The sequence below is a fragment of the Lactobacillus sp. B4026 genome, assembly GCF_026535825.1.
Lineage (GTDB): Bacteria > Bacillota > Bacilli > Lactobacillales > Lactobacillaceae > Lactobacillus > Lactobacillus panisapium.
Map to the genome: position 1 here is coordinate 16,713 of NZ_JAFNPD010000007.1, position 22,668 is coordinate 39,380.

At 34.8% G+C, this 22,668-nt stretch carries 26 protein-coding genes and 1 pseudogene; 23 read left to right on the forward strand and 4 right to left on the reverse strand.

What is annotated here, in order from left to right:
• Position 1: 1 nt before the first annotated feature.
• From J3U69_RS06735 to J3U69_RS06760, 6 genes are all read left to right on the forward strand, one after another.
• Positions 2-1,270: an L-rhamnose isomerase gene (locus J3U69_RS06735; RefSeq protein WP_267413490.1), complete on the forward strand. Its 1,269-nt coding sequence runs from the start codon at positions 2-4 to the stop codon at positions 1,268-1,270.
• Positions 1,271-1,300: 30 nt separating this feature from the next.
• Positions 1,301-2,122: a rhamnulose-1-phosphate aldolase gene (gene rhaD, locus J3U69_RS06740; protein WP_267413492.1), complete on the forward strand. Its 822-nt coding sequence runs from the start codon at positions 1,301-1,303 to the stop codon at positions 2,120-2,122.
• 526 nt (positions 2,123-2,648) lie between these two features.
• Positions 2,649-3,509 (forward strand): DNA/RNA non-specific endonuclease, encoded by an 861-nt coding sequence (locus tag J3U69_RS06745; protein WP_267413493.1) that lies wholly within the window; start codon positions 2,649-2,651, stop codon positions 3,507-3,509.
• A gap of 278 nt (positions 3,510-3,787) precedes the next feature.
• The gene (locus J3U69_RS06750; protein WP_267413494.1) at positions 3,788-4,057 is read left to right on the forward strand and encodes a hypothetical protein; all 270 of its coding nucleotides are present in this window, start codon (positions 3,788-3,790) and stop codon (positions 4,055-4,057) included.
• Positions 4,058-4,187: 130 nt separating this feature from the next.
• Positions 4,188-4,934, forward strand: coding sequence for a DUF6994 family protein (locus J3U69_RS06755; protein WP_267413495.1), 747 nt, complete (start codon positions 4,188-4,190; stop codon positions 4,932-4,934).
• 133 nt (positions 4,935-5,067) lie between these two features.
• The gene (locus tag J3U69_RS06760) at positions 5,068-5,373 is read left to right on the forward strand and encodes a hypothetical protein (RefSeq protein ID WP_220220741.1); all 306 of its coding nucleotides are present in this window, start codon (positions 5,068-5,070) and stop codon (positions 5,371-5,373) included.
• Between the two features lie 113 nt (positions 5,374-5,486).
• On the opposite strand, the gene J3U69_RS06765 is transcribed toward J3U69_RS06760, so the two are convergent.
• Positions 5,487-6,527 carry an AraC family transcriptional regulator gene (locus tag J3U69_RS06765; protein ID WP_267413497.1) on the reverse strand — a complete coding sequence of 347 codons (1,041 nt, stop codon included), beginning with the start codon at positions 6,525-6,527 and terminating at the stop codon, positions 5,487-5,489.
• Between the two features lie 114 nt (positions 6,528-6,641).
• On the opposite strand from J3U69_RS06765, the gene J3U69_RS06770 reads away from it, so the two are divergent.
• Both J3U69_RS06770 and J3U69_RS06775 read left to right on the forward strand, forming a co-directional pair.
• The gene (locus J3U69_RS06770; RefSeq protein ID WP_220220743.1) at positions 6,642-7,916 is read left to right on the forward strand and encodes an MFS transporter; all 1,275 of its coding nucleotides are present in this window, start codon (positions 6,642-6,644) and stop codon (positions 7,914-7,916) included.
• A 14-nt stretch (positions 7,917-7,930) separates the two neighbouring features.
• Complete coding sequence (locus J3U69_RS06775; protein WP_267413500.1) at positions 7,931-9,511, forward strand: alpha-rhamnosidase; 1,581 nt, start codon at positions 7,931-7,933, stop codon at positions 9,509-9,511.
• A 135-nt stretch (positions 9,512-9,646) separates the two neighbouring features.
• On the opposite strand, the pseudogene J3U69_RS06780 reads toward J3U69_RS06775, so the two are convergent.
• Positions 9,647-9,865: pseudogene (locus J3U69_RS06780) on the reverse strand (NAD(P)-dependent oxidoreductase); the annotation flags it as partial.
• 73 nt (positions 9,866-9,938) lie between these two features.
• Between J3U69_RS06780 and J3U69_RS06785 the strand changes: the two are divergent.
• The 8 genes from J3U69_RS06785 to J3U69_RS06820 all read left to right on the forward strand — a co-directional run bounded on the left by J3U69_RS06785 (position 9,939) and on the right by J3U69_RS06820 (position 15,475).
• Complete coding sequence (locus J3U69_RS06785; protein ID WP_267413560.1) at positions 9,939-10,019, forward strand: hypothetical protein; 81 nt, start codon at positions 9,939-9,941, stop codon at positions 10,017-10,019.
• A 158-nt stretch (positions 10,020-10,177) separates the two neighbouring features.
• Positions 10,178-10,384 (forward strand): hypothetical protein, encoded by a 207-nt coding sequence (locus J3U69_RS06790; protein ID WP_267413501.1) that lies wholly within the window; start codon positions 10,178-10,180, stop codon positions 10,382-10,384.
• A gap of 642 nt (positions 10,385-11,026) precedes the next feature.
• Complete coding sequence (locus J3U69_RS06795; RefSeq protein ID WP_267413502.1) at positions 11,027-11,707, forward strand: DUF6287 domain-containing protein; 681 nt, start codon at positions 11,027-11,029, stop codon at positions 11,705-11,707.
• 34 nt (positions 11,708-11,741) lie between these two features.
• Complete coding sequence (locus J3U69_RS06800) at positions 11,742-12,407, forward strand: BspA family leucine-rich repeat surface protein (RefSeq protein WP_267413503.1); 666 nt, start codon at positions 11,742-11,744, stop codon at positions 12,405-12,407.
• Positions 12,408-12,471: 64 nt separating this feature from the next.
• Entirely contained in the window at positions 12,472-12,732 is a 261-nt protein-coding gene (locus tag J3U69_RS06805) for a hypothetical protein (RefSeq protein WP_267413504.1), read from the forward strand.
• Positions 12,733-12,769: 37 nt separating this feature from the next.
• Positions 12,770-13,711: an SEC10/PgrA surface exclusion domain-containing protein gene (locus J3U69_RS06810; protein WP_267413505.1), complete on the forward strand. Its 942-nt coding sequence runs from the start codon at positions 12,770-12,772 to the stop codon at positions 13,709-13,711.
• A 20-nt stretch (positions 13,712-13,731) separates the two neighbouring features.
• Positions 13,732-14,568, forward strand: a complete 837-nt coding sequence (locus J3U69_RS06815; RefSeq protein WP_267413506.1) for a hypothetical protein — start codon at positions 13,732-13,734, stop codon at positions 14,566-14,568.
• Positions 14,569-15,013: 445 nt separating this feature from the next.
• Positions 15,014-15,475, forward strand: coding sequence for an RNA polymerase sigma factor (locus J3U69_RS06820; RefSeq protein WP_267413507.1), 462 nt, complete (start codon positions 15,014-15,016; stop codon positions 15,473-15,475).
• A 294-nt stretch (positions 15,476-15,769) separates the two neighbouring features.
• Here J3U69_RS06820 and J3U69_RS06825 read toward each other — a convergent pair whose 3' ends face one another.
• Entirely contained in the window at positions 15,770-15,952 is a 183-nt protein-coding gene (locus J3U69_RS06825) for a YlcI/YnfO family protein (protein ID WP_267413509.1), read from the reverse strand.
• A 155-nt stretch (positions 15,953-16,107) separates the two neighbouring features.
• Here J3U69_RS06825 and J3U69_RS06830 point away from each other — a divergent pair, with 155 nt between their 5' ends.
• From J3U69_RS06830 to J3U69_RS06850, 5 genes are all read left to right on the forward strand, one after another.
• Entirely contained in the window at positions 16,108-16,665 is a 558-nt protein-coding gene (locus J3U69_RS06830; protein WP_267413510.1) for a hypothetical protein, read from the forward strand.
• A 54-nt stretch (positions 16,666-16,719) separates the two neighbouring features.
• On the forward strand, positions 16,720-17,403 hold the full coding sequence (locus J3U69_RS06835) for a hypothetical protein (RefSeq protein ID WP_267413511.1): 684 nt from the start codon (positions 16,720-16,722) through the stop codon (positions 17,401-17,403).
• The gene (locus J3U69_RS06840; RefSeq protein ID WP_267413512.1) at positions 17,400-18,080 is read left to right on the forward strand and encodes a hypothetical protein; all 681 of its coding nucleotides are present in this window, start codon (positions 17,400-17,402) and stop codon (positions 18,078-18,080) included. The genes J3U69_RS06835 and J3U69_RS06840 overlap by 4 nt, the downstream gene beginning before the upstream one ends.
• Before the next feature lie 26 nt (positions 18,081-18,106).
• Entirely contained in the window at positions 18,107-18,655 is a 549-nt protein-coding gene (locus J3U69_RS06845) for an SLAP domain-containing protein (RefSeq protein ID WP_267413513.1), read from the forward strand.
• Between the two features lie 185 nt (positions 18,656-18,840).
• The gene (locus J3U69_RS06850) at positions 18,841-19,044 is read left to right on the forward strand and encodes a hypothetical protein (RefSeq protein WP_267413514.1); all 204 of its coding nucleotides are present in this window, start codon (positions 18,841-18,843) and stop codon (positions 19,042-19,044) included.
• Positions 19,045-19,119: 75 nt separating this feature from the next.
• Here the strand turns inward: J3U69_RS06850 and J3U69_RS06855 are convergent, their stop codons facing one another.
• Entirely contained in the window at positions 19,120-20,082 is a 963-nt protein-coding gene (locus J3U69_RS06855) for a D-2-hydroxyacid dehydrogenase (RefSeq protein ID WP_267413515.1), read from the reverse strand.
• Positions 20,083-20,376: 294 nt separating this feature from the next.
• Here J3U69_RS06855 and J3U69_RS06860 point away from each other — a divergent pair, with 294 nt between their 5' ends.
• Both J3U69_RS06860 and J3U69_RS06865 read left to right on the forward strand, forming a co-directional pair.
• Positions 20,377-21,207, forward strand: a complete 831-nt coding sequence (locus J3U69_RS06860; RefSeq protein WP_267413516.1) for a DUF6574 domain-containing protein — start codon at positions 20,377-20,379, stop codon at positions 21,205-21,207.
• A gap of 11 nt (positions 21,208-21,218) precedes the next feature.
• Positions 21,219-22,622 (forward strand): zinc ribbon domain-containing protein, encoded by a 1,404-nt coding sequence (locus J3U69_RS06865; protein WP_267413517.1) that lies wholly within the window; start codon positions 21,219-21,221, stop codon positions 22,620-22,622.
• The last annotated feature ends 46 nt before the right edge of the window (positions 22,623-22,668 follow it).

The window sequence follows — 22,668 nt, forward strand, 5'->3', positions numbered from 1 at the left end:
TATGGTTAGCGATAAAGAAGTAGAATCAGCGTATAAAGTTGCTAAGGAACGTTATGCTGAAGTTGGCGTTGATACAGAAAAAGTTTTAAAGAAGCTGCAGAACATCAGAGTTTCTCTTCCTTGCTGGCAAGGCGATGATATTCATGGTTTCTTAACTCCAGATGAAGCACTGTCGGGTGGTATCGGGGTTTCGGGCAATTACCCAGGTATTGCTAAGACACCAGAAGAATTGACGATGGACTTGGAGGAAGCATTTAAATTGATTCCTGCCAAGCAAAGATTGCAATTGCACCAGATTTACGCCGTTACAAGTGGTAAGAAGAAAGATGTTTCCGAAGTTGGTCCTAAAGACTTTAAGTTCTGGGTTGACTGGGCAAAGGAAAATGGCATTTACTTAGACTTTAACCCAACATTTTTCTCAAGTCCTAAAGTTAAAGAAAATATGACTTTGGCTAGTCCAGAAAAAGGCGTTCGTGATTACTGGATTCAGGTTGGTAAAAATGCTCGTGCTATTTCTAATTATTTTGGTGAAGAGCAAGGTGCTCAATCTGTTGATAATTTCTGGATTATGGATGGAATGAAGGATGAGCCAATCAGCAGATTGGATCCTCGTGAACGTCTAATTGAATCTTTGGATGAAATCAACAAAGAAAAATATGATGAAAAGAACACAATAGAATCATATGAAGGTAAGCTGTTTGGTACGGGTGTTGAAAGCTATACTGTTGGTTCACACTTCTTCTATGACAACTACGCTTTGACTAGAAATAAGTTCTGGTGCATGGACATTGGACACTTCCACGAAGCTGAAGATCCATCAGATTACCTATCAGCATTCTTGGCATTTGGCAAAGGCATGTTCTTACACATTACACGTCCAGTTCACTGGGATAGTGACCATGTTCCAACATTGGAAGACAGAACGATTAGAATGATGTCAGCTTTGATAAGAGATAATTTATTGTCAAAGACTGTCATTGGCCTTGATTTCTTTGATGCATCAATTAATCGTGTAGCTGCTTGGGTAATTGGTACTCGTGCAACGCAAAAAGCCCTGCTTCTTGGTTTGTTAGCACCAATTGATAAATTGAAAGAGGTAGAAAACCAATATGACTTTACTCTTCGTTTTGCTGAAACTGAAGAATTGAAATCATTCCCATTTGGTGCAGTCTGGGATGAATTCTGCTTAAGAAATAATGTTCCTGTTGGCATGGATTGGTATAAAGAACTGAAGGATTACGAAAAGAACGTTCAGTTTAAGAGAAATTAATTAAGAAGTTATTCCCCTGGAGATTAAATAATGGCTAAATTTATTGATTCAACTTTTGTTAGAGATATGTGCAACATTACTCGTCAGAGTTATGATAATGGCTGGGATGAGCGTAATGGTGGCAATATGAGCATTCGGATTAAACCTGAAGAGCTCACTGATTATGATGATATTAAAACAGTTAAAAGAACATTTGACCTTGGCTTTGACGCCAGCGCATTGGCTGGACAATACTTTTTAGTTACGGGTACTGGCAGGTATTTTAGAAATGTTTTCAAAAATACTGAGCAAGACTTAGGCTTAGTTAAAATTAGTGCTGATGGTAAAAAGGGTGAAATTGTTTGGGGCTACACTGATGGTGCTATGCCTACAAGTGAATTTCCAACCCACTTGATGAACCATATTGCTCGGTTAAAGCTTGATTCAAACCAACGGGTAGTAATGCACTGTCATGTTACCAACTTAATTGCCATGTCGTTTACTCAACCGCTTAATGAAAAATACTTTAGTAAGATTATCTGGAAAATGCAAGCTGAATCAATGCCTGTTTTACCCGAAGGTCTAGGAATTATCCCCTATGAAACACCTGGGACTACAATTATTGGCGAGCATACTGCTGCTAAAGTTGCAGATGGCTTTAGAGTCGTTATGTGGCCTCATCATGGTATGTTTGCCGTGGGTGATACTCCAGATGAATGCTTTGGCTTAATCGAAACGGTTGAAAAAGCTGCTACTATTTTTACAGCTATTCAAGCACAAGGAGGAAATAGATTAGATGAAATCACCGATAAGCAATTAGTCGAAATTGCAAAGTACTTCCATGTATCCCCGAGAAAAGGATTTTTAGATTAACTAATTTCACATAAAAACCACCTAAATGGTGCTAAACAAAAAGTCGAAGTTGCTGCTTCGGCTTTTTTATTTGTCATTGTTATTTTTAAAACTTTTTTATCTAAAAATTTGCCCTAAAAAACATGATCATAGTCTAGATTTGTATAATAATACAATATGCTTATAGTACAATATATAGTATTGCTAATACACTTGGCTATGCTATATTTATTATAGTAAGAATATTATGAAGGCCGTGATTGCAATGTGCTAATAACTTTTTCAGGTATAACTTGTGTATTGAAAAGTGCTAATTTAACAGTAATATTAGCTGATTAATAATCATAATAAGCTTATTGCGAAAATTGCAATTGATTAGAAAAATATTTTTGTGCAATAAGCAGTAACAGCAATAATGTATTATTATAATATATTATATAGTATTAGCACTACTGCAACAGTATCTGAGCATCATTTAAATTTATATAATGTGCCATAAAACCAGGTAAATCAACTGGAAAGAATTAATAAAAGAGGTTTATACCCAATGAAACTAAGAAAAGTAATAGTTACATTCTTAATCGCAACTGGCCTATTGACGGGCTATGAAGTTACCAATAACAGTGCCACAACAGCAGTTTCAGCTCAAACGGAACAGCTTACGCAGACAAGTGAGTTGCATCTTGCTCCGAGTGCGGCGCAAGCCGAATTTATGAAACCTTGGGCTTACCAAGAAGAGCGGCAATTAAGCTTAATGGACTTAGACAGCTTAGGTCGAGGACAAGGCAGCCACATTCAAGTTAAAAAGTCACAACTGCCAACTGAGCCGCGTGCCCCGCGACTAACAGTTAATCCAAGTGGTTGGCATAACTATAAAATAGAAACGACCAAAAATGGTAAGCCATATACTGCTTGGGCATTTAATCGGGGACACTTGGTTGGTTACCAGTTTTCTGGTTTAAATAATGAATTGCGCAACTTAATAACTGAAACGGCATACCTCAACCAGGGTTCAACAACTGGAATGGATGATGATAATCCTAAGGCAATGCTCTACTACGAGAATCGTTTACGCCAATGGATTAATGACCATCCGCAAAGCAAGTTAGACTATGCCGTAATTCCGCTATATAATCAAAATGAATTAGTAGCGCGGCAAGTTTTACTTAGTTTTGTTGGGGTGACTCCGGCCAATCGGCAAACTAAAATAAAAATGCCAGTAAAAGGCTTGACCATGAAAGGAAAAGTCACTCAGGTAATCTTAAATAATGATTCACCGCTACTTGATATTAATTACTTAACTGGTGAAGCAACAGTTCTTAATAGTAAGAAATATCTCCGTCAAAAAGCAATTCAGGAAGAAGAATTGCGACGCGCTGAAAATTCAACAGACAATTCCGACAATTAAAAATAAAATTGAATTTAACCCTTTCAGGCATTAAAAAGCTTGGAAGGGTTTTATAGTACAAAGTATCATTTTTCTGTTAAAAGTTTTGTTTAATTATTTTTGTTGTTTCAATTAAAATCGTATAGAAAATATGCTATAATGAAATCGGTTACAAATAAGTTACAAAAAGCTATTAGTAAAGATTTTTAAGGTCACTTTGTTTTATAACAACCAGTTTATTTCTAAAATGGCTGTTTAGTTTATTAAATATTACGGTTAAAAGCCAGAAAGGCCGAAAAATGTTATGGATTGTTTTAATTTTGCTTTCGTTGTTAGCCTTAATTGAGTGTCAAGAAAAAGATTGTTTGAAATTAGTTAATAAATATTTATTGCCCGCTGCTTTAGTGATTATTGCTGGTCCCTTAATCGTACTCTATCTTACTAAGGTACCAGCTCTCAGTCTGATATTTTATATTGTTGGCATTATTCAGGCCGGGATGTTAGTTGGACTTTATTTCTTGATTGATAAATATGTTGTGTCACATAAAAAAGATAATGATGCTGTTTAGATTCGGTAATTCTTAATTTACGCATTAAAACTTTAATAAGTGAGATCACTACAGAGCGTCGAAATTTTCGACGCTTTTTCTGTGACCTACGAAATCCTACTGATATGCTAAATGATAATGGAAAACAAAAATGAAATTAAAAAAATATCTTCAATTTCCCCAATGTTCGCTCAATGAATTTTTGGCGTTACCTAAAAAAGAGGCCCTTCTTTTTGATTTCTTAACACAGGGAGAAGAAGCTGACCGTACTAAGCTGACAAATGAAATTTATTGCCAAATTTTCCCGTGGTTTGATAAGCAAACCATGGCTGGAGATACCTTAATTACCTACCGCATTCCAATTAAACAGTTTTATGGGAAATATTATCGGTACTTAGAAAGAGAAAAGCAGCTGGAAATTTTGCAAACTATTGAAAAATTTACTCCACATGGGGAGCAACAAATTTTTGAGTTTGAAATGGTCGATAAAAAGGGCCAGCCCTATATGCAACTCTGTAATAATTATCATTTAGGTAATTTTGGTATTTTACCTAAACACAATGGTATTAACCCAAAAAGGGCAGTAGGGCCATATTTTGACTACTTCGATTGTTTTATTAAGGTTCTAGATGATTTTTATAATCAAAGCATGATAGCAGATGATCAATTAAAAAAAGCGATTTTTCAACAAAAAGACTATTTTGAAGTATTTGGAAGTTTTCGCAATTTTATTAGTGCTAATTACCTACAAGCATTTATTGATGATAGTTATAATCAAAAGTTAGTTGCTAAAAATTTATCTGGTTGTTCCAGTTTTGAAGAATATGTTGCGGTAGCAACAAAGATAATTGGTCAACGCGGAAACCAGCTTTGGACTGCCTTACAAAAGGCAAAATAAACTATTCAAAGCTATTTTTGCATAGTTTTCATTATGAAAAACGGCATATTGGGTTGTTTTTTATGGGGTTAAATGCATAATAGTTAATGGAAAAATGGTCTCTACTCACAACAAATTTTATATTCGGAGGTTTATGGAAAAAAATAAACAGACAGATTTAATTGTATTTTTAGCAGATAAGTCAAAAAGAGATGTCAGCTTTAAAATCAATTATCGAGCAGAGGCGATACTTAATCTAATAATCATTACCGTTTATTCTATAGAGGATTTTTGGACAATCATCAAATTGTGTGTGTGCTGGAACGCTCACTTTCGTTTTTCTAAAATTAATAGAATGGAAAAATTGCACAATCTTGAAATTAGAATTGAAATAAAGGATTATGATTGCGATTTGCTCTCTATGACAGACGATGATGATTTTAAAGAAGGCATAGAATAAAGCAGGTTGGTCTAATAGCCAATTTGCGCTTATAGCCTTAGGTTCTTTATATAGGAGCCGGTTTCAAAACTTTATTTGAAGTCGACTCTTTTTTTGTAGCTAAAATTCAGGTTTTATTCTTCAAAGTAAGGATTAAGCGAAATACCCTCATTTTCATCCAACTGTCGGGGTAATAAAATGCGTTTCCGGTATTCTTGTGGAGAAAGATGAAGATAACTTTTAAAAAGGCGAAATAATGAGGATGGATTATCATAACCGACAAATGCAGTTATTTCATCAAGCGGCATTTTGGTAATCTGGATTAAGTTGCAAGCAATATTTAAGCGGCGCATTTGCAATAATTCTTTAAAGGTATGACCGGACGATTCTTTAATTTTGTTGCCGAGGTAGTTGGAATTATAGCCGAAATGATCTGCTAAGCTATTCAACGTGACAGTCTGATAATGGTTATTTAGGTATTCAATAATTTGCAAGTTTTTATCCTGTTTGACTTCGATAAAATTAATTACCTCCTTAACTATGTCACTATCTTCAACGCAAAGAATTAGCGCGCGCATCATCGCCTGAATTGGCTGAATATTTTTACCTTGTTGGTTAAGGCCCAGGGTAATAATATTTTCGATTAGTTGTTTTGCAACAAGATTATTATTCAAATCAAAGACTAAATAATTGTTGTGATTGAAGTTGTGTTTCGTGCTATTAGCAAGCAGCTTAACCATCGTGTTACATTCAAGGTCAATTTGATCTAGCAACAAACTTACTTCGTAATTATCCCGAATCAAGATATTCACTAAGATATCTTTTTTCCGGGCATAATTAATTCTTTGCTGGACATTACGATCCATAATTAGAAGCTGTCCGGGATTAAGAATTATTTTTTTATCATCGATATACTGCATGCTCTGACCCGAAATACAATAATTTAATTCAATAAATTTGTGTTTATGAGCAGGAATATAAGAAAAACGATTGGACTCAGTGACTGCTATTCGTCCATAGTCAAAAAAGTTCCAGTAGGGCATGATTTGAATTGGGCCAGTTTCTGGAATTGACTCTAAAGTAACATCTTCAATATTTTGACCGTGATTATCAATCTGGCGCTGTTCTATGGGCGTAATTTGTAAAAGCTCTTGTTCTATTTCTGGACTAAGCATAGCAATAATTTTCTCCTAAACTGTAATTTTGCAATCTATTTAAGATTATAGCACTATTGGAACCGTTTCCAATAAATAGCATAATTATTACTAAAATAAGGAGGAAATAGTGTAATGGATAATATTAATAGTGAGAATAATTTAACTAAAAAATACCAGCCATTAGCTGTTGCAGCAGGTTTTGGCTCTATTTTAGGATCCGGCATTATTGTCGGCATGTCGTCTACAATTACTGTTTGGCAAAATGGACTTAACCTAACTAATGGTCAAGTAGGTGTTATTTCTGGTGCCTTGACTTTTGCAATAGCAATCGGTGGTTTAATAACCGGATTGGTAACGAAGGCTTTTGGATTAGTACGGTCTTTTAACTGGATGAACTTTATTTACGCGCTTGGTGCCATAATTTGTGTCTTTGCGCCTAATTATCCGGTATTGCTAATAGGGGCAATTATTGCTGGACTTGCATCGGGACTAGATTTGCCAATTAGTTTAACCATGATTTCGCATGATGCACCAGATGATCAGACTTCCTCGAAGTTAGTAGCTTCGACTCAAATTTTCTGGCAGGTTGGTATCTTTGCCTCATATGGTGCTGCCTTCTTGGTTTCAAGACTAGCAGGGGCAACTGGAGCTAGGGTCGTATTTGCCTGTTTAGCAGTTGTTGCTTTAATCACTTGGGCATGGCGGACATTTTCTAGTAAATTTCGTAATTTTCATATCGAAGGTGATAAGCGGATGCGGGCCGCTGAAGCGAAGAATCATAGTTCGGACCAAGTCTCTGTTAAAAATGTTTTATTTGGTAAAAATAAAAAGAAGTATCTTTCAATGCTGTTATGCATTATGATTTTCTACATTTGCTGGAATTTATTGGCTAATACTTTTGGTCAGTTTCAGACTTTCATGCTTGTACAAGCCAAGGCTAGTCAAACATTCGCAACAGGTGCTGGTTTAGTTCTTAACATTATCGCTGTTTTTGCGACAATGGCTTTTGCTAAATTTTCAGGTGGTAAATACAGAAACATCTTTTTTGTTATCGGTATGATTTTACAATTCTTAGCAATGTTTTCGTTAGCAATTTTAAGCCACGATTTATGGCCAATTGTGGTTGCAATTGGTTGCTATAATATTGGTAATCAAGTTGCCGGAGAAGCAATTTATAAGGTCTGGACGCAAGAAGCTTTTCCTGTAGAAATTCGTTCATCATTGCAAGGATTTTTAAGTGGTTTATCAAGATTTATTTGTGGCTTGTTTGCATTCGTGACACCAATGTTAGTAGTTCAATCTGTCATTAAGACGACCATGTTTGGCTTTTCGGCTTTAATCATCGTTGCATTTATCTTCGGCTTTACCATGACAAGATTAGAGGACAAATATCATATTCGAAAGTAAAAAAGAGGTAAATAATGGTTTTCAAATTTCAAATAAATAAGGATGTTGAGTTTAACCACGATGACGACTTGCTAAAAAAGGCGGATCAATATCGTCCCAAGCTACTGACAAATAAGATTAGTGCCAAAAGATTGGTTGAATTGACTGATGATCCTTCTAAGCTTGAAAATACCGGTATAAAAGAAGTCGGTGATATTGAGCAGTTAGCACAATTAAAAATGACTAGAAATGATCACGTAATCATTGATTTTGGTCAACATTGTGTGGGAAAATTTGCCATTCATATTGAACATGTTGGTTCACCAATGGATGCACCCGTAGCTTTTAAAGTGAAATTTGCTGAGATGCCCAATGAATTTAGGTATAATTCACAAGATTATGATGGCTGGCTTAGTAAGTCCTGGATTCAAGAAGAGGTTATTCACCTTGATCGCTTACCAGCAGAATTGGAATTGCCACGAAGATATAGCTTTAGGTATGTCGAACTTAGTGTGATTGATACCTCGCCTAAGTGGTTTGCCGTTTTTTCTAAGCCAACTGCCACAATTCAAAGTGCTGTTTCAAGCACCAACCTTAGAAAGCCTGATTTTAAAGATGACAAGCTCAATGCAATTTATCAAGTTGGAATCAATACGCTGCAAGATTGTATGCAAGATGTCTTTGAAGATGGACCTAAGCGTGACCGCCGTTTATGGTTAGGCGATCTGCGACTGCAGGCACTAGCTAATTATGCTTCATTTGATAATACTGCTCTAGTTAAAAGATGCTTATATTTATTTGGCGCAATGACAGCTAAAGATGGCAGGATCTCGGCAAACGTGTTTACCAATCAGCCATATGTCCCCGACGATACCTTTATGTATGATTACAGCTTGTTTTTCATTTCAACTTTAGCCGATTTGGAAAAACACGAAAAAGATGAAGAGGTTTTGACTGATCTTTATCCAATTGCTAAAAAGCAGTGGGAATACACCCGCAGATTTATTCGGGATAATGGTGAAGTAGTACCAGATCAGCAGTATGTTACCTTTGTTGACTGGTCAAATGACTTTGACAAAACAACTGCTGGGCAAGCTATTACCATTTATGTCTTGCGGCAATTAATTGCTTTAGCAAAAATGATAGATGATCCTGAATTAGCTAAGTACGAACAAGAACTTGAGAATTTAAAAAACTTTGCGACAGATAATCAATTTGATCCACAGACCGGTTTATTTGTTTCTGGTAAAAAGCGTGAGGTTAATATTGCTAGTCAGGTTTGGATGGTTTTAGCCCATGTAATGGATGATGAAACCAATCATCAGATTATGACTAAGACCGTAAACAAATTATTCCCCGTGCGTGGAATTGCGACGCCTTACATGTATCATCATATTGATCAAGCCTTATTTGAAGCGGGAATGAAAGATGAAGCAATTAAATTGATGAAGGAATATTGGGGTAAAATGGTTGATCTTGGTGCTGATACCTTTTGGGAGGCCTTTGAACCTGAGAATCCGGCCTATTCTCCGTATGATAGTCCGATTGAAAATAGTTTTTGTCATGCATGGAGTTGTACGCCAATTTGGCTATTGAGTAAGTACATGTCAGATTAATAGTAGAATTAGTGTAGGAAGAAACTGGCTCTTTAAGCAAAAAAGAAGCAGACAAAACACCGAAAATGAGTATCCTAATTTTAGGATTCACCTCAAAAATCAGTGGTTTGTCTGCTTTTTATATTATTTACCAGTTTAATTAACCACATTAAGCTCTTTGCCTGCTAAAAAGGCCTTCAGGTTATCAATGGCGATTCCTAATAGCCGATCACGCGTTTCGCGCGGTGCCCAAGCAATGTGGGGTGTGATGTAGCAGTTCTTTGCCGTTAACAACGAACTGTCAGTAGAAATTGGCTCCTTGGTGGCAACATCAGTTGCCCCAATTTTGCCATTGTTCAAAGCGTCGGGGATTTCGACATATTTTTACCAGAATACGCTAGATTTTAAAGGTACCTTAAGTTCAGCAGGTTGGGGCGATGCCATCGTAATGGTGCCGTGGACTTTGTATCAAAGATATGGTCACAAGGAAGTTCTGAAAGAAAACTTTCAGGCAATGACTGTATGGTGATTGGATGTTTCCTAGTATGATGAAGTGGGATCCAAACCCAATGAAGTTAGCAGAAGTAACCCAAGACTTGGTTGCTACTGCGTTTTTAGCTGAACTGCTTGCTAAAATAAGTAGTGTTAGGTGAAGAAGATAAGGGATACGTTGAGTACGCTAATAAGGTGAAAACAGCTTTTGCAGAAAAGTTTGTTAAAGAAGGCAAATTAACCTGTGATTATCAGGGGTGCCATGTTCTTACACTAGCGTTTGAGAAGGCTGCTGACGAAAAAGTTAAAAAGCAATTGTTAACTAGATTGGTAGAACTAATTCATAATAACAATGATTACCTTGATACTGGATTTTTATCTGTTCTATTTTACTATTCCTAATGGATGTGTCACAACAGTATATCTTCCTAATTCTTCTCATTTCTTAAAAGATTATTCTGAAGCCCAAGTCAAAAATTCAGGAATTATCGTAAACTCGTGTACATATCACTAGCATTATTAAGTTTATAAAGTTTGTTTAGTAAAAACTTATAATGCTTCATGACAACATAAATAAACAAAGCAATAAAAAAATAGCAGGTTCGTTCCTGCTATTTTTGTTTCAAAATTAAAGTGAGTTAATTTATCAAGTATGAAAGTCCGAAATATAACAGCACAGTTTAATCATAAAAAAATATAACAACTGTATTGCAAAAAGTAATGCAAAATGTAAAATATAGGTAGTTAAAATAAAATTGCTATTTTTGGTAAATTCCATATTTTTGCGAGCATACTCACATAATTAGATAACAAGCAAAATATTGCATTGGGTTTCTTAAGAGATCGTTAGTTGCTGAATTTGCACTGCAAAAGAAGCTGTTTAAGTTATTTTGATTTGTTTGTAAAACAATGAAATTTATTTCCTGCGATTGTGCATTAAAAAAGCAATGTAAACTGCATTCGTTTTTTAAAAAGGCGATAGGAACTACATATCAAGGAGGAAGAATAACAAAATATAAACAATAAAAGTGAGGAGGCAAGATTTTGCAAACAAGAATCACTCAATTGATGGGATTGCTGAGCATGGTTACGTTATTTACCGGTTGCAGCTTGAGCCCGAATAAGACTTCAAAAAATAATGTGCCTGAAAAAACGGTTGTTAACAGAAAATTAACAAAGAAAAAACGGGTTCAAAAGTCTGAAAATGACCAAAAGCCAGTTAATCATAGTTTAAAAAAGCGGAGTAAAGTTCAAAAGCCGGTACAAAGAACTGTACCAGCAATGAATTTTGAGCAGATTAAAAACGGTGATTATACTAGCTTAATGGGTAAATGGAAGCTAGTTGCTAATGCATACAATACTTATCACGGGGAAGGAGTACAATGGCACAAATTAGAGGCTGAAGATAGGAGTCAGACTTTAGTTATTACTAAGAAAGAAATCAGGTTTAATCAAGACGTGGTTTTCCATGGAAAAACAATGAGAGAGCCAAATGATGGTAAAATCAAGCGAAAATTGAAGTTTCACAAGTTGAAGGGCTGTTTATCAGGAGATTCAGACGGAGCAATATTTTGGTCAATTGAGTTCTGGCCAAAGAATGTCCCGCTTGGAAATGTTAATGAGCTTCATGAAGACCATCCTGCTGCAATAGATGTTTCAAAGGATCGAATTTGGATTTTTACCAGTAATATGGGACACACTAGTGTCTTTCTGAGAGTCGATTAGTTAAATTTATTTACATAAAGATTAAGGAGAAAAAATGAGAATCAATTTTAAGAGTCATAAATTTGGAAAAAAATTATTAATCAGTTCAGCAGCTGTAATGATGCTTAGTGGTGTGACGACTACGATTGTTCCGAAGCAATCAGGTTTAATTCAAACTGTTCAAGCAAGTTCGAAAATGATTAAGTTGGGTAAATACTCTAAGGATAACCAATGCGTTTTAAAATTTGATCCCCGCACCAAGACTTTACATATTAAAGAAGGCGCAAACGATAACACTTTAGGATCGACGCCAATCTATCAGCTTATTCCAACGGCTAACAGGCATTTGTCAAAAAAGCGCAAGATTAAACTAACAGATATTAAGCATATTAGTATTGATAGTGAAATAGCTTTGCTCGGAAATTGTTATTGGTTATTTGGTAAATTGCCGAGTTTACAGGATATTCAAGGTCTAGATAAAATAGATTCAAGCAATGTTGATTCAGCTGAATCAATGTTTGCACATGACAAAAAACTCAAAAAATTAGACTTAAGTACTTGGGATTCTAGATCACTTGGTTTTGGTAATAAAGAAGGAATGTTTTATAAAGATTTAGCTTTAGAAGAAGTTAATGTAACTGGTTGGGATGTTAAATTGGGTGATTCGATTTTTAATGGTCTTGATACGACTAAGACAAGAATTATTGGAGTGAATAAATAAGCCTGACATTAAGTTGAAAACTGCTTGAGATGAAAAATAGTAAATGTAGAAAGGAATGTTCAAAATGGAAATTGATGTTGAAACTTACGCTAAGTATATTACAGACACATTAGCAAGCAATGATAATGAAGTATTTATAGTGGATAACGAAAATGATTCAAAAAGAATTAAAGATGTTAAAAAGATAACCGGCCATAATAGCTTTTGGAACTATAATACGCTTGAAATCGAATGGGGTGTTTTTTTCAGTTATATTCAAACTATTACTCCGAATGAAAGTACAGTAATAAATCACGTTCGCGCAGCTGACTTTCCAAAGTATTAAAAAATGGCTGTGCTTATTTCATTAGAGGTAAATAATATTGCAGATAACTAAAATTTTTAAAGCAAATTCGATCTTGATTGCCTTTTTGTCAGCAAGCTTGTTGGCAATTAGTGTATTGCCAGCTAATTATATTGTGCCTGAATTGAAAGTTGAAGCAGCTACGAAGTCAAGACACATTCGTAAGACCAGACGAAAGGCTAAACAGAAAAAAAGAGTTAAATATTCTGAAGCTAAAATCACTTTACCCGCTGGTTATACTAATGATGAACTTACTAAAGCTTATGATAATAAGCCAAGTGCTGAATTTATCAAAGCTTGTATGAGCGGCGTGAAGAACAATACCTTCAAACATTCTGAAAGTGCACATGATGATAAGACTAAAGTTGATCCGACTAAGCTGACTGAATCACAAAAAGACGAAATAGTTACTTACACACTTCGGTTGATTAATGAAGCTCGAAATTGTCTCAATTTAAAGCCATGGATTAAAAGTTCTGGTTCTCAAAATATTGCCGATGATATTGCCATAGAATATGCCAAAAATAAGAAATCCGTTTTTGATGAAGGTGGACATTATGTTGAAGGAATAGTACGTGCATGTCACAAAAACGGCTTGAATATCGATGACAATTATATTGAGGATATGACAGGTTTTTCTTATGATAGTAAGCTGATGACTATCACTGAACTAAAATCTGAAATTTATGACGGGTTAATAATAATGCTATTTGGTTATAATGGTGGGAACTATAACAGTGTAAAAAGTTACGATGAATGGCATCACGCAGGGGATTTGTTGAGTAATAGCGGTACAAGGCTTCTTGGCACAAATAATGCTGATAATCCTCAATATGACGACTATTTTGGTTTAAGTATCAGTCGAATAAAAGATGAGTACTCAATTCACTACATTCATGTTTCAAGTTATTATTTTACTGGTTTTAAGCAGGAGCGTCTAAATAGTACTTTTAAACCATAAAAATTTAGAGGAGACTATTAATGAAAAAATTTATAAAATCAATAATCCTAATTTGTTCAGCAGTTTTCCTGCTATGTGTAAACAATGTGTATTCTAGCGGCCATTTTGTGCAAGCGAAGGCAAATAGTAATTATACCCTTGCTTTTTATCCCGATTACCAAGTTATTCATGGTACTTATAAAGCAGATCATAATGATAAAAGAGATTTAGCGTATGTAAAATTTCTTGTGAAGCGACTAAGAAAGCGCGGTTATAAATTTAATCAAGATTTTTCCGAGGGTAAATGGCATAATCATAATCTTAGCTTAGATAAAAAGGAACGCAGCCGTGCACCTAAGCCTAAGATAGTCGAAGTTGCCAGTTTAGACCAAAAACAACAGCTAATTGGTAAGCGGGTAAAGACAGTCCCTCGAAGTATTCGTGGCGACTGGGGTGGCCCACAAAGTCTTCAATGGAGAATTACCAAAACGCGCGTCAAACTTTTGCCCAAAGCAAAATATATTTATAAGCAAAAAAAGCAGGTTTATAATATCCCAACTGGTAAGAATAGTGGCTTTAAGTTTTGGGTGAAAAAAGTTAAATTTCACGGCAAAAAGTGTAGAGTTGCTGTATACCAAGAATATAAATTTTATCAAGATGTAAAGACCAACCGCCTTTTATATCGTCTTAAACCTAAAGGATGCTATTTAGAAAAGGCTTTTACTGCATCATCTAATATTGATAAGCTATGGAACAAAAAGAAATATCCAAATTCTCAAATGATCTATGCAACAGTATTTCAATCAAATAGACATAAATTAGGTCTGAGTAAGAAAGATGCAATCAATATCTCGAGCAGCTGGATATTTTCATATTAAAAATTTTTAGTAAACTTGGAAATTAAGATATAAGAATTAAACTCCATAAAAGTATATAAAATTAACTTTTATGGAGTTTTTATGTTAAGAGTTTTTAGTTCATTATGACTGTCTTCCTTTTTCAGCTATATTAAGGTATCACTAGAAAAATGAGAGTTTATTTTAGTATGTAAAATACGTAAAAATGCTAAAAACGTATTAATCTAGGTATATTGCCTGCTTTTTTAATTACATTTTCTACTTTCGTATTGCTTTGATAGCTAATAAACTAAAACTATAGAGAAAATCTCTATAGTTTAAATTTTTAAAGTCCCTGTTGGTGGCCACCAAAAAGGACGGTTAGAACAAGAGTAGATGAAAATTTCACCTTTTAATGATACTAACCGTTTATTTGGTGTTCACAAAATTTGTTCTTTCCGGCCGTTGGGATGGAAAGGAATAAAATATGGGAAAAGTAGAAGAAAAACGTGCTAAAAAGCTGAAAAATGCTTTAGAAAAATTGAAAAAAGCGGATTTTGAAAAAAACATTACAGAAAGCAAACGATTAGAAAAATTAATTAATCACCTGCTTGATCAGGTGCAGGTAAATCAAGAGCGCAAAAACCGCAAGTATGGGCTCCTTAGTCTTGATTATCAATATAATGAAGAAAATAGTTTTATCAGCTCTGTTCCGAATAATTTATTGTCTCCTTTAGAACAAGTCATTGCAAGTGAAGAGGTAAAAATCATATTCGAAGCAGTTTTATCACTATCAGAAATCGACAGAACAATTGTGATAGAGCACTATTTATACAATGCTTCATATCGTCTGCTCTCTAAAAAACTCGGTATAAGTGATAAAACCGTGAAAAAACACTTGATTAAGGCAACTGAAGTGTTGAAATGCAAATTAAAAGAACTTATTTAAAAGTTCCGCATTTTTCGCTAAAAATCTCCTGATAAGTAAGGAATGTAATATGGTGAAAAACTACAGTTGTGAATGACAAATGAGCAGTTTTTAGCTATGAGAAAACTGAAACTTTTCGATTTAAAAAATCAATTAGTCAGCAAATTATAATGTCGAAACTGGAATCTACTAGACCTAAGAACAATGAACTATCCTAATAATGCATAAAAGTACGTTGTTAAATATTTTTATTGCAAATTATATTGCAATAAAAAATGCAAGTTGTAAAATAAAAATATGTAGTTAGTAGAAACATTATTTTTTCTTTGTTGTTTCTTCCATATTGTTAAGAGCATATTCGCACGCTTGAATTACAAAACCAGAAAAAGTTACATTTTTTCCTTTAATTGCTTGTTCGATTTTTTGAATAAGTTTAAGCGGAAATCGTATCGTTTTATTCTCTGACTCTTTACGATTTGATCTAATTATAAATGCCAAATTAACCACCTCCTGTCTATAATAATTGTATGGAGTTTTCAAATATAAATAAGCATTGCATAATTAATCTAAATTGTATTATAAAAAATATGATAAACAGAAGTATAAAAAATAATGCATTTTTATTTAGAATATAGGAAAAGGTGGGTTTTAATATGAAATTTAAAGAAGCACTGTTAGCGCTAGTAGCAAGTATTGGATTAGTAGCTCCGGTGGCAGCACTTAGCGCGGGTAAAGCGCAAGCGGCAAATGAAATACCAAAAATTACATATACTTTTAACTCTTCTACACCAAAAGTGTTAAGAGAAAAATGGTATTTTCCAGGTAAAGGAGAGACACCGCTTACAATTAAAAAAGACAGTAGAACCGCTTTATGGAGTGGATCACTTGTAGAGGAAAGTGTAACAGGCAAGTGGCAGAAATTGGGCAAAAGTAATTATCGTTTGTCGACTGTAGAGCATTATAAGGGTGGCGTAAAGAGTCCGGTTTCTGACCGATATTTCAAAGTAAAAAAGGTCGCTAATCATCATAAGAGGTGTTCAGTTTTAATTTATTATGAAAAGTATGGTGGCAAGCTGTATGAACCAAAAACTGCTTATTCTGCAAGATTTAATAAACCTTTATCCAAAAAGACAGCTTATTCTATTTTGAAAAAATGTCATTTGAGCAAGAAAGTCTCAAAGTCAGTCATAAAAAATATTAAAGAAAGGTAAAAATGCTTGCTAACTTAATACGATTTAATTTAGCAGAGATGAGAGTTTAAAATTATGAAAATTTTCCAAAAGTTAAAAATAGTAGTTGTAGCTAGCTTGATTTTATTGACACCAACTTTCTCGGCAAACCAAGTTATGGCCGCTGTGAAAGACCCAGATATGGTGCGCTCATTTAAAATAGATGACCTGACACAAAAGGTGAATAACTGTACTTATAGTCTAGAAAATAATCAAATAACAAAAAAAACCATTACACCAAAGCAAAAGAAAAAGCTTGATCAAAGACTAAAAAAGTTATATGAGGCAATAAAAATAACTTATCCTAAAATGAATAAGTATAGTATTGAAGCTCAAGCGATGATAAGGGATTCAATTGATGAATTTAAATATGATAAAAAATGGACTAAAACCTCTTCCTATTTAAAGGGACTAAAAGGATTCCAAGAAGAAGTGAAGCAATGCAGAAAAGAAATCCTGTCAGACCATTCACCTCGGGTACAATTTTTAAATGATGAGCCAGAATATTCTGCTAAAGTGAAAAAGGCAATTCAAAAGAGGGGAATGTACTTAACAGAGGATGATCTGAAACGCTTATCTATTCCAGAGGATGCTAAAATAATTGATTATACTGTAGACTATATAAATGGCGAGCTTTTTTGTGTAACATACAGCTTAACTAACAAGCAAAGTGTCAATAAATATCATGATAATTTGGATATTGATTATGGGGATGATTGATAGCAATTGCTCAGGAAGTATTTTATTTTAAAAAACATTTTACTAAGAATTGTATGCCAAGGTATTTAAAGATGGAACAAATAAAGAGAAAAAATTTTTTATTTATTTTACTTGCATTTTTAGGTTTGAGCACAGCTATCTGTACAACTTATACACAGACTGTCAAAGCGGGCTTTATCAGCACTTCCAAAGGGCTTTTATGGGATCCGACTACTGGTGTTAAAATGCCGACGTTGCCCAATCCTTTGAAGGGGAAATGGTACTATACTACGGGTGACTATAAGACCTATCCTCCAGTTAGTTTTAAGAAAAATTTTACTGTTCTTTCTTCTGAACGAGATGTTATTAAACATAATTGGAACATTATCAATCCAAAATGGAAAAAACTAGGTGAAAACAAGTATCGTCTTACCACAGTAGAGCGAGTGGGGAAAAAGGTCTTGTTAACAACTGGAAATTATTATCTTGTGAATAACGTTACCTACAAGGGCAAGAAATACCACATCATTATTCACTACGCTAAAGAGTTAAAGCCTAAAACAAAATGTAGGAATATTTATGACGTCTACTTTAATCATCGTATTTCTAAGGAAAATGTGGAAGAACTACTTAATAAATGCAATATAAGTCCTAAAATGGTAAAAACAATTTTTGAGAGTGGTTATCTTCAAAAATAAAGCTATTTCATGAAAGAGTAACTATTATGAAACTAAATAAAAAAATTGTTGTTTTAGCAGTGGCTGCATCTACTTCGATTGCACCACTAGTCGGACAAGTCGAACCTGCACTTGCTCGGCAAATAATTAGCAAAAAACCAAAATTACGGCGATCTTTTCCAAAATTGCTTAAGGGTCAAGCTGCTTATGTGACGTTGAAATGTAAGAGCTATATCTATAAAGCCAACGGCAAATTGGCAAAGAAAAAACCTTTGAAAAAAGGAAAGAGGCTTAAAGTTTTTGGCCAAAAAATTAGTAAAGGCAAACTTTATTATAAAATTAGCAAAAACAGTTACGTTAAGGGAATTGATACTGTTGGCCTTGAGATAACTGCTGATGATACCCTTAGACAACATGAATCTCAGCCAAAACCTTCCAAAAGTACTAACAGGCTAGAAGAACTTAAAAAGCAAAAGAATTTGGAATATGATCCCGAAATTAAAGCCTATTTTGATGACGATGGCACCATGTATGATGAGTATGGAAATGTAATCGGCGGTTCTCATTATAGTGGTTTGGAAGATAGCGGTTTATAGATTTAAAGCAAAATCAAACTACACTGCACTAATGAAACGAACCCAAAAAGTTAGACAACTTTTTGAGTTTTAAGACTAAATTATCTTTGTAAGATGAAGTTAAACTTTACTAAGAAAAGAAAATTAAGGAGCGTCCTGTTATAACTAACGTTTCACATAGCAAAACATAAGGCAGTACACAAGATGTGATCAAGACGGTTAAGGAGCAATTAACTGAGCAATTAGTTGAAACTAAGAAGCATTATGATGACTTTAAGGGTTATCAAATTGGGGCATATATTGATGTCAATCCAAGTAGCTCAACATATGGTGCATATAATATTTTGATTAAACCAGCTAACATGAAGATGGATATGAAACAAATTAGCTCGTTTAGTTTTAACCGTTAAAAATCAAGATAAAAGACATAGTCCAAAATAGGACTATGCCTTTTTCATATACTAGTAATTAAGTTCTTTACCAGTTTAATTAACCACATTAAGCTCTTTGCCTGCTAAAAAGGCCTTCAGGTTATCAATGGCGATTCCTAATAGCCGATCACGCGTTTCGCGCGGTGCCCAAGCAATATGGGGTGTGATGTAGCAGTTCTTTGCCGTTAATAACGGACTGTCAGTAGGAATTGGCTCCTTGGTGGCAACATCAACACCAGCTGCCCCAATTTTGCCATTATTCAAAGCGTCGGCAACATCTTGCTCGTTAATTAAGCCCCCGCGTGCTGTATTAAGTAATAGAACGCCATCCCTCATCTTGGTAATTGCTTCTCGGTCAATCATTTCGGTTGTTTCAGGTGCTTGTGGCACATGAAGACTAATAATGTCGGCTTGTTGATATAATTCATCTAGACTAACTTGTTTGACGTAGTCTGGAAGGTTTGTTTTTGGCCGATGATTATAAAAAATGACCTTCATTGAAAAGGCATGAGCAATTTCGGCAACTTTTTGTGCGATGCTACCAAAGCCAATTAGTCCCATTGTTTTACCTTGCAGTTCGATTAATGGTTTTGCCCAGAAAGTAAAATCAGGATTGCTGCTCCAGCGGCCCTCGTGAACCAGTTTATTGTGCAAACCAACTTGGCTAGTAATTTCAAGTAAAAGGGCGAAAGTGAACTGTGCTACTGCGTCCGTGCCGTAAGTTGGAATGTTAGTGACGGGGATGTTAGCTGCCCGTGCAGCTGCAGTATCAATCACATTGTACCCGGTAGCTGTGACGCCAATGTATTTAAGATTAGGTGCTTTGGTGATAACACTTCGATTTAATGGTGTTTTATTAGTTAACACTATTTCAGCATCACCGATTCTGTGCAAAATCTCGGCATCATCATCGACTGGTGTTCGATCATAAATGGTACATTCGCCCAACTGCTTAAGGGGTGTCCAATCAAGGTCACCGGGGTTTAAGGCATAACTATCCAAATTCACAATTTTCATTTTTAAACCTCATTTGTTCATTTTTAACCTCTAGTTTACTACAGTTTGAAAAAGTACCAACTATGAAACAGTTCAATATAGTCTAATACTAGAATTTGACAGTAAAAATAGATAATTTTACAATGAATTAGTGTTCTGCTTTTTTAGCTTTTTTTATATATAGTTTAGTTATTTGAGTAAAAGATAAAGTGGGAAGAAGAAGTTTTATTATCCAATACTGCTATTCCAGATTTTGGGAGCTGATGAAAGTAGTTAATAGACATATAATGTTGTTATAAATGTAAGGAGTAAGTAATGAAAAAGTGCCCTAATTGTGGTTCCCTAATGGAAAATGGGGTTAATTTTTGTACTAAATGCGGTAGTGATTTACGTTCAATTACGTTAGAAAAAGACCCGGAGCAGGCTACTACTGCAACTGAAAAAACTGCACCAGTTGTGGCTGAAGTTAATCAGCAGCATGTTAATTCTGGTAGCTATTTGCAAAATTATTGGGAATGGCTGGTTGAATCATGGAAACATCCCGCAGACAGCAATTTAACTGCTCAAAGCTGGTACGGCTGGTTAACAATTTTAATTGAAGATGTTTTATTTGTTACTGGATTATATTTCTTTGCCAAGTCAGTTATTACCGGTGCAATTGGCTTAGTCAATCATTTCGGAGTCGATACCAGAGGTTGGAGCAATTTTGATATTTCTTTCAGCATTGTCTTTCGGGTATTTTTAATCGTCCTGATTTTCCAAGTGATTGTGATTGCTAGTCACTTTGCGGCCTATAAATTTATTTATGATGAGCAAGTTCATCTACTAGATTTTGTCAACCGCGGGATTCATGCTAGTAACCTAAATTTGATTTTGACGGTCATTTTCTTTTTATTAATGGTTTTAGGACTTAATAGTATCAGATTTACTTTATTTTTAGTTTTACTATTATTTGTTTTATTCTTTATTGGTCAAGAAGTTGCCTTACTAGCAAATGATGGTGCTCGACGGGACAAAGCATATGGCGCTTTGCTTGCTTTTGGCATTATTTTTGTTTGTAGTTTGATTATGAACTCGCTTATTTATAATTCCGTTTTACGGTCAGTTTTTAATCAAATTATTTCAGGTTTTAATGGTTCAATGTAGATGGTGTAAAGATGAATAAAAATGAATTTTGTCCAAATTGTGGACGACGAGTTAACGAAAACGAGGAGTTTTGTTCCAACTGTGGTGCAAAGCTATCTAATAATAAGCAAAGCCGGCAAGAATACCGAACGGATCAGACTCACCGGCAAGCCGCTAACAATAATTCGCAAAACCAAGTACAGACTGTGAATAATCCGCGCCAGCCGATGAAAAAGAAAACTAAGGTAATCTTGAGCATTGTGGGCGTTTTAGTTGTTGCTTTCATTGCTTTTTATGCTTGGGGATCAAATCATTATCAACGGAAAAATCAAGTTGATCAGATTACTGCGTATTTAAAAAATCCGCGGGAAAACTTAGCAGATTATGTTACTTCGGATAATCCTAGTGTGCATATCACTAATGCGGCTTTGAAGCCAACGCAAAATTATTATTTTGATCATAGTAGCGATGCCGATAAGATGGCAGAAGCTTTTAAATATGGTGATACTTATGAAGACGTTTCGTTAGTACAGTCAGGACGGTATTTACTGCTTTTCCCTAAATATACGTTAAAATTTAAGACTTTTACGCCGCATATTAAGACCAATCATGCCAATTCGACAATTTATGTTAATGATGAAAAAATTGGCGGGGTTAATGGTAGTGGTGAAAGTTATTATAAACAGGTACAGCCGCTTTTTCCTGGAAAATACCATATTGTAGTTAAGTCAACTGCTGCTGGTCATAAGTTAACTGCTGATAAAAGCGCCAATATTTTTTCAAATAGTGCAATTAATATGAATATCAAGACCGTCAATTTTACGGTTAAAAGCTCTCCTGGTGCGGATGTTTATATTAACGAGAAAAAGGTTGGTACGCTAGATAAGAGCGGTGAAAAAGTATTTAAAGAATATCCTGCTACGGATGACATGAAGATTTATGTCATGATGAAAGTTGACGGCAAGGCAATCAGATCAAAGGTAATTGATTATGATGATTTAGGCTTTGATGATGACGATGATAGTAGTAGCAATGTCGTTAAGCCTGAATGGCCCGGCTTAATCAGCGAGGATGATGCCGAAAGTATCTTGGAAGACAATTTTGAAGATCCAGATGAAGATGCATTTGTTGGTGGCGCGGAGAATAAGGGTTACCAAGAACTGCATGAGCAGATCGGAAACTTTAATGATAATGACGAGATAATTTCTTATGATATGGATTGTAGCATTGTTTCCATTTCGCCTGCGCCAGATAATAGTAGTAATGTTGTCTATAAGATAACTTACACTTTTGAGCATGATGATTATGAGCATAAACAAGTAATGCTTTATTCTGGTTGCGTCTTCCACCAAAATGGTGATGACGATGATTCTTCACAAAAAATCAGATCAATCGGTAATGGAAAAATCATTAGCGATAAGAAGTATAATAACTAGACTAATAGGGCGCATCATGTGTGATGCGCCTTATTTAGTTTCAGAT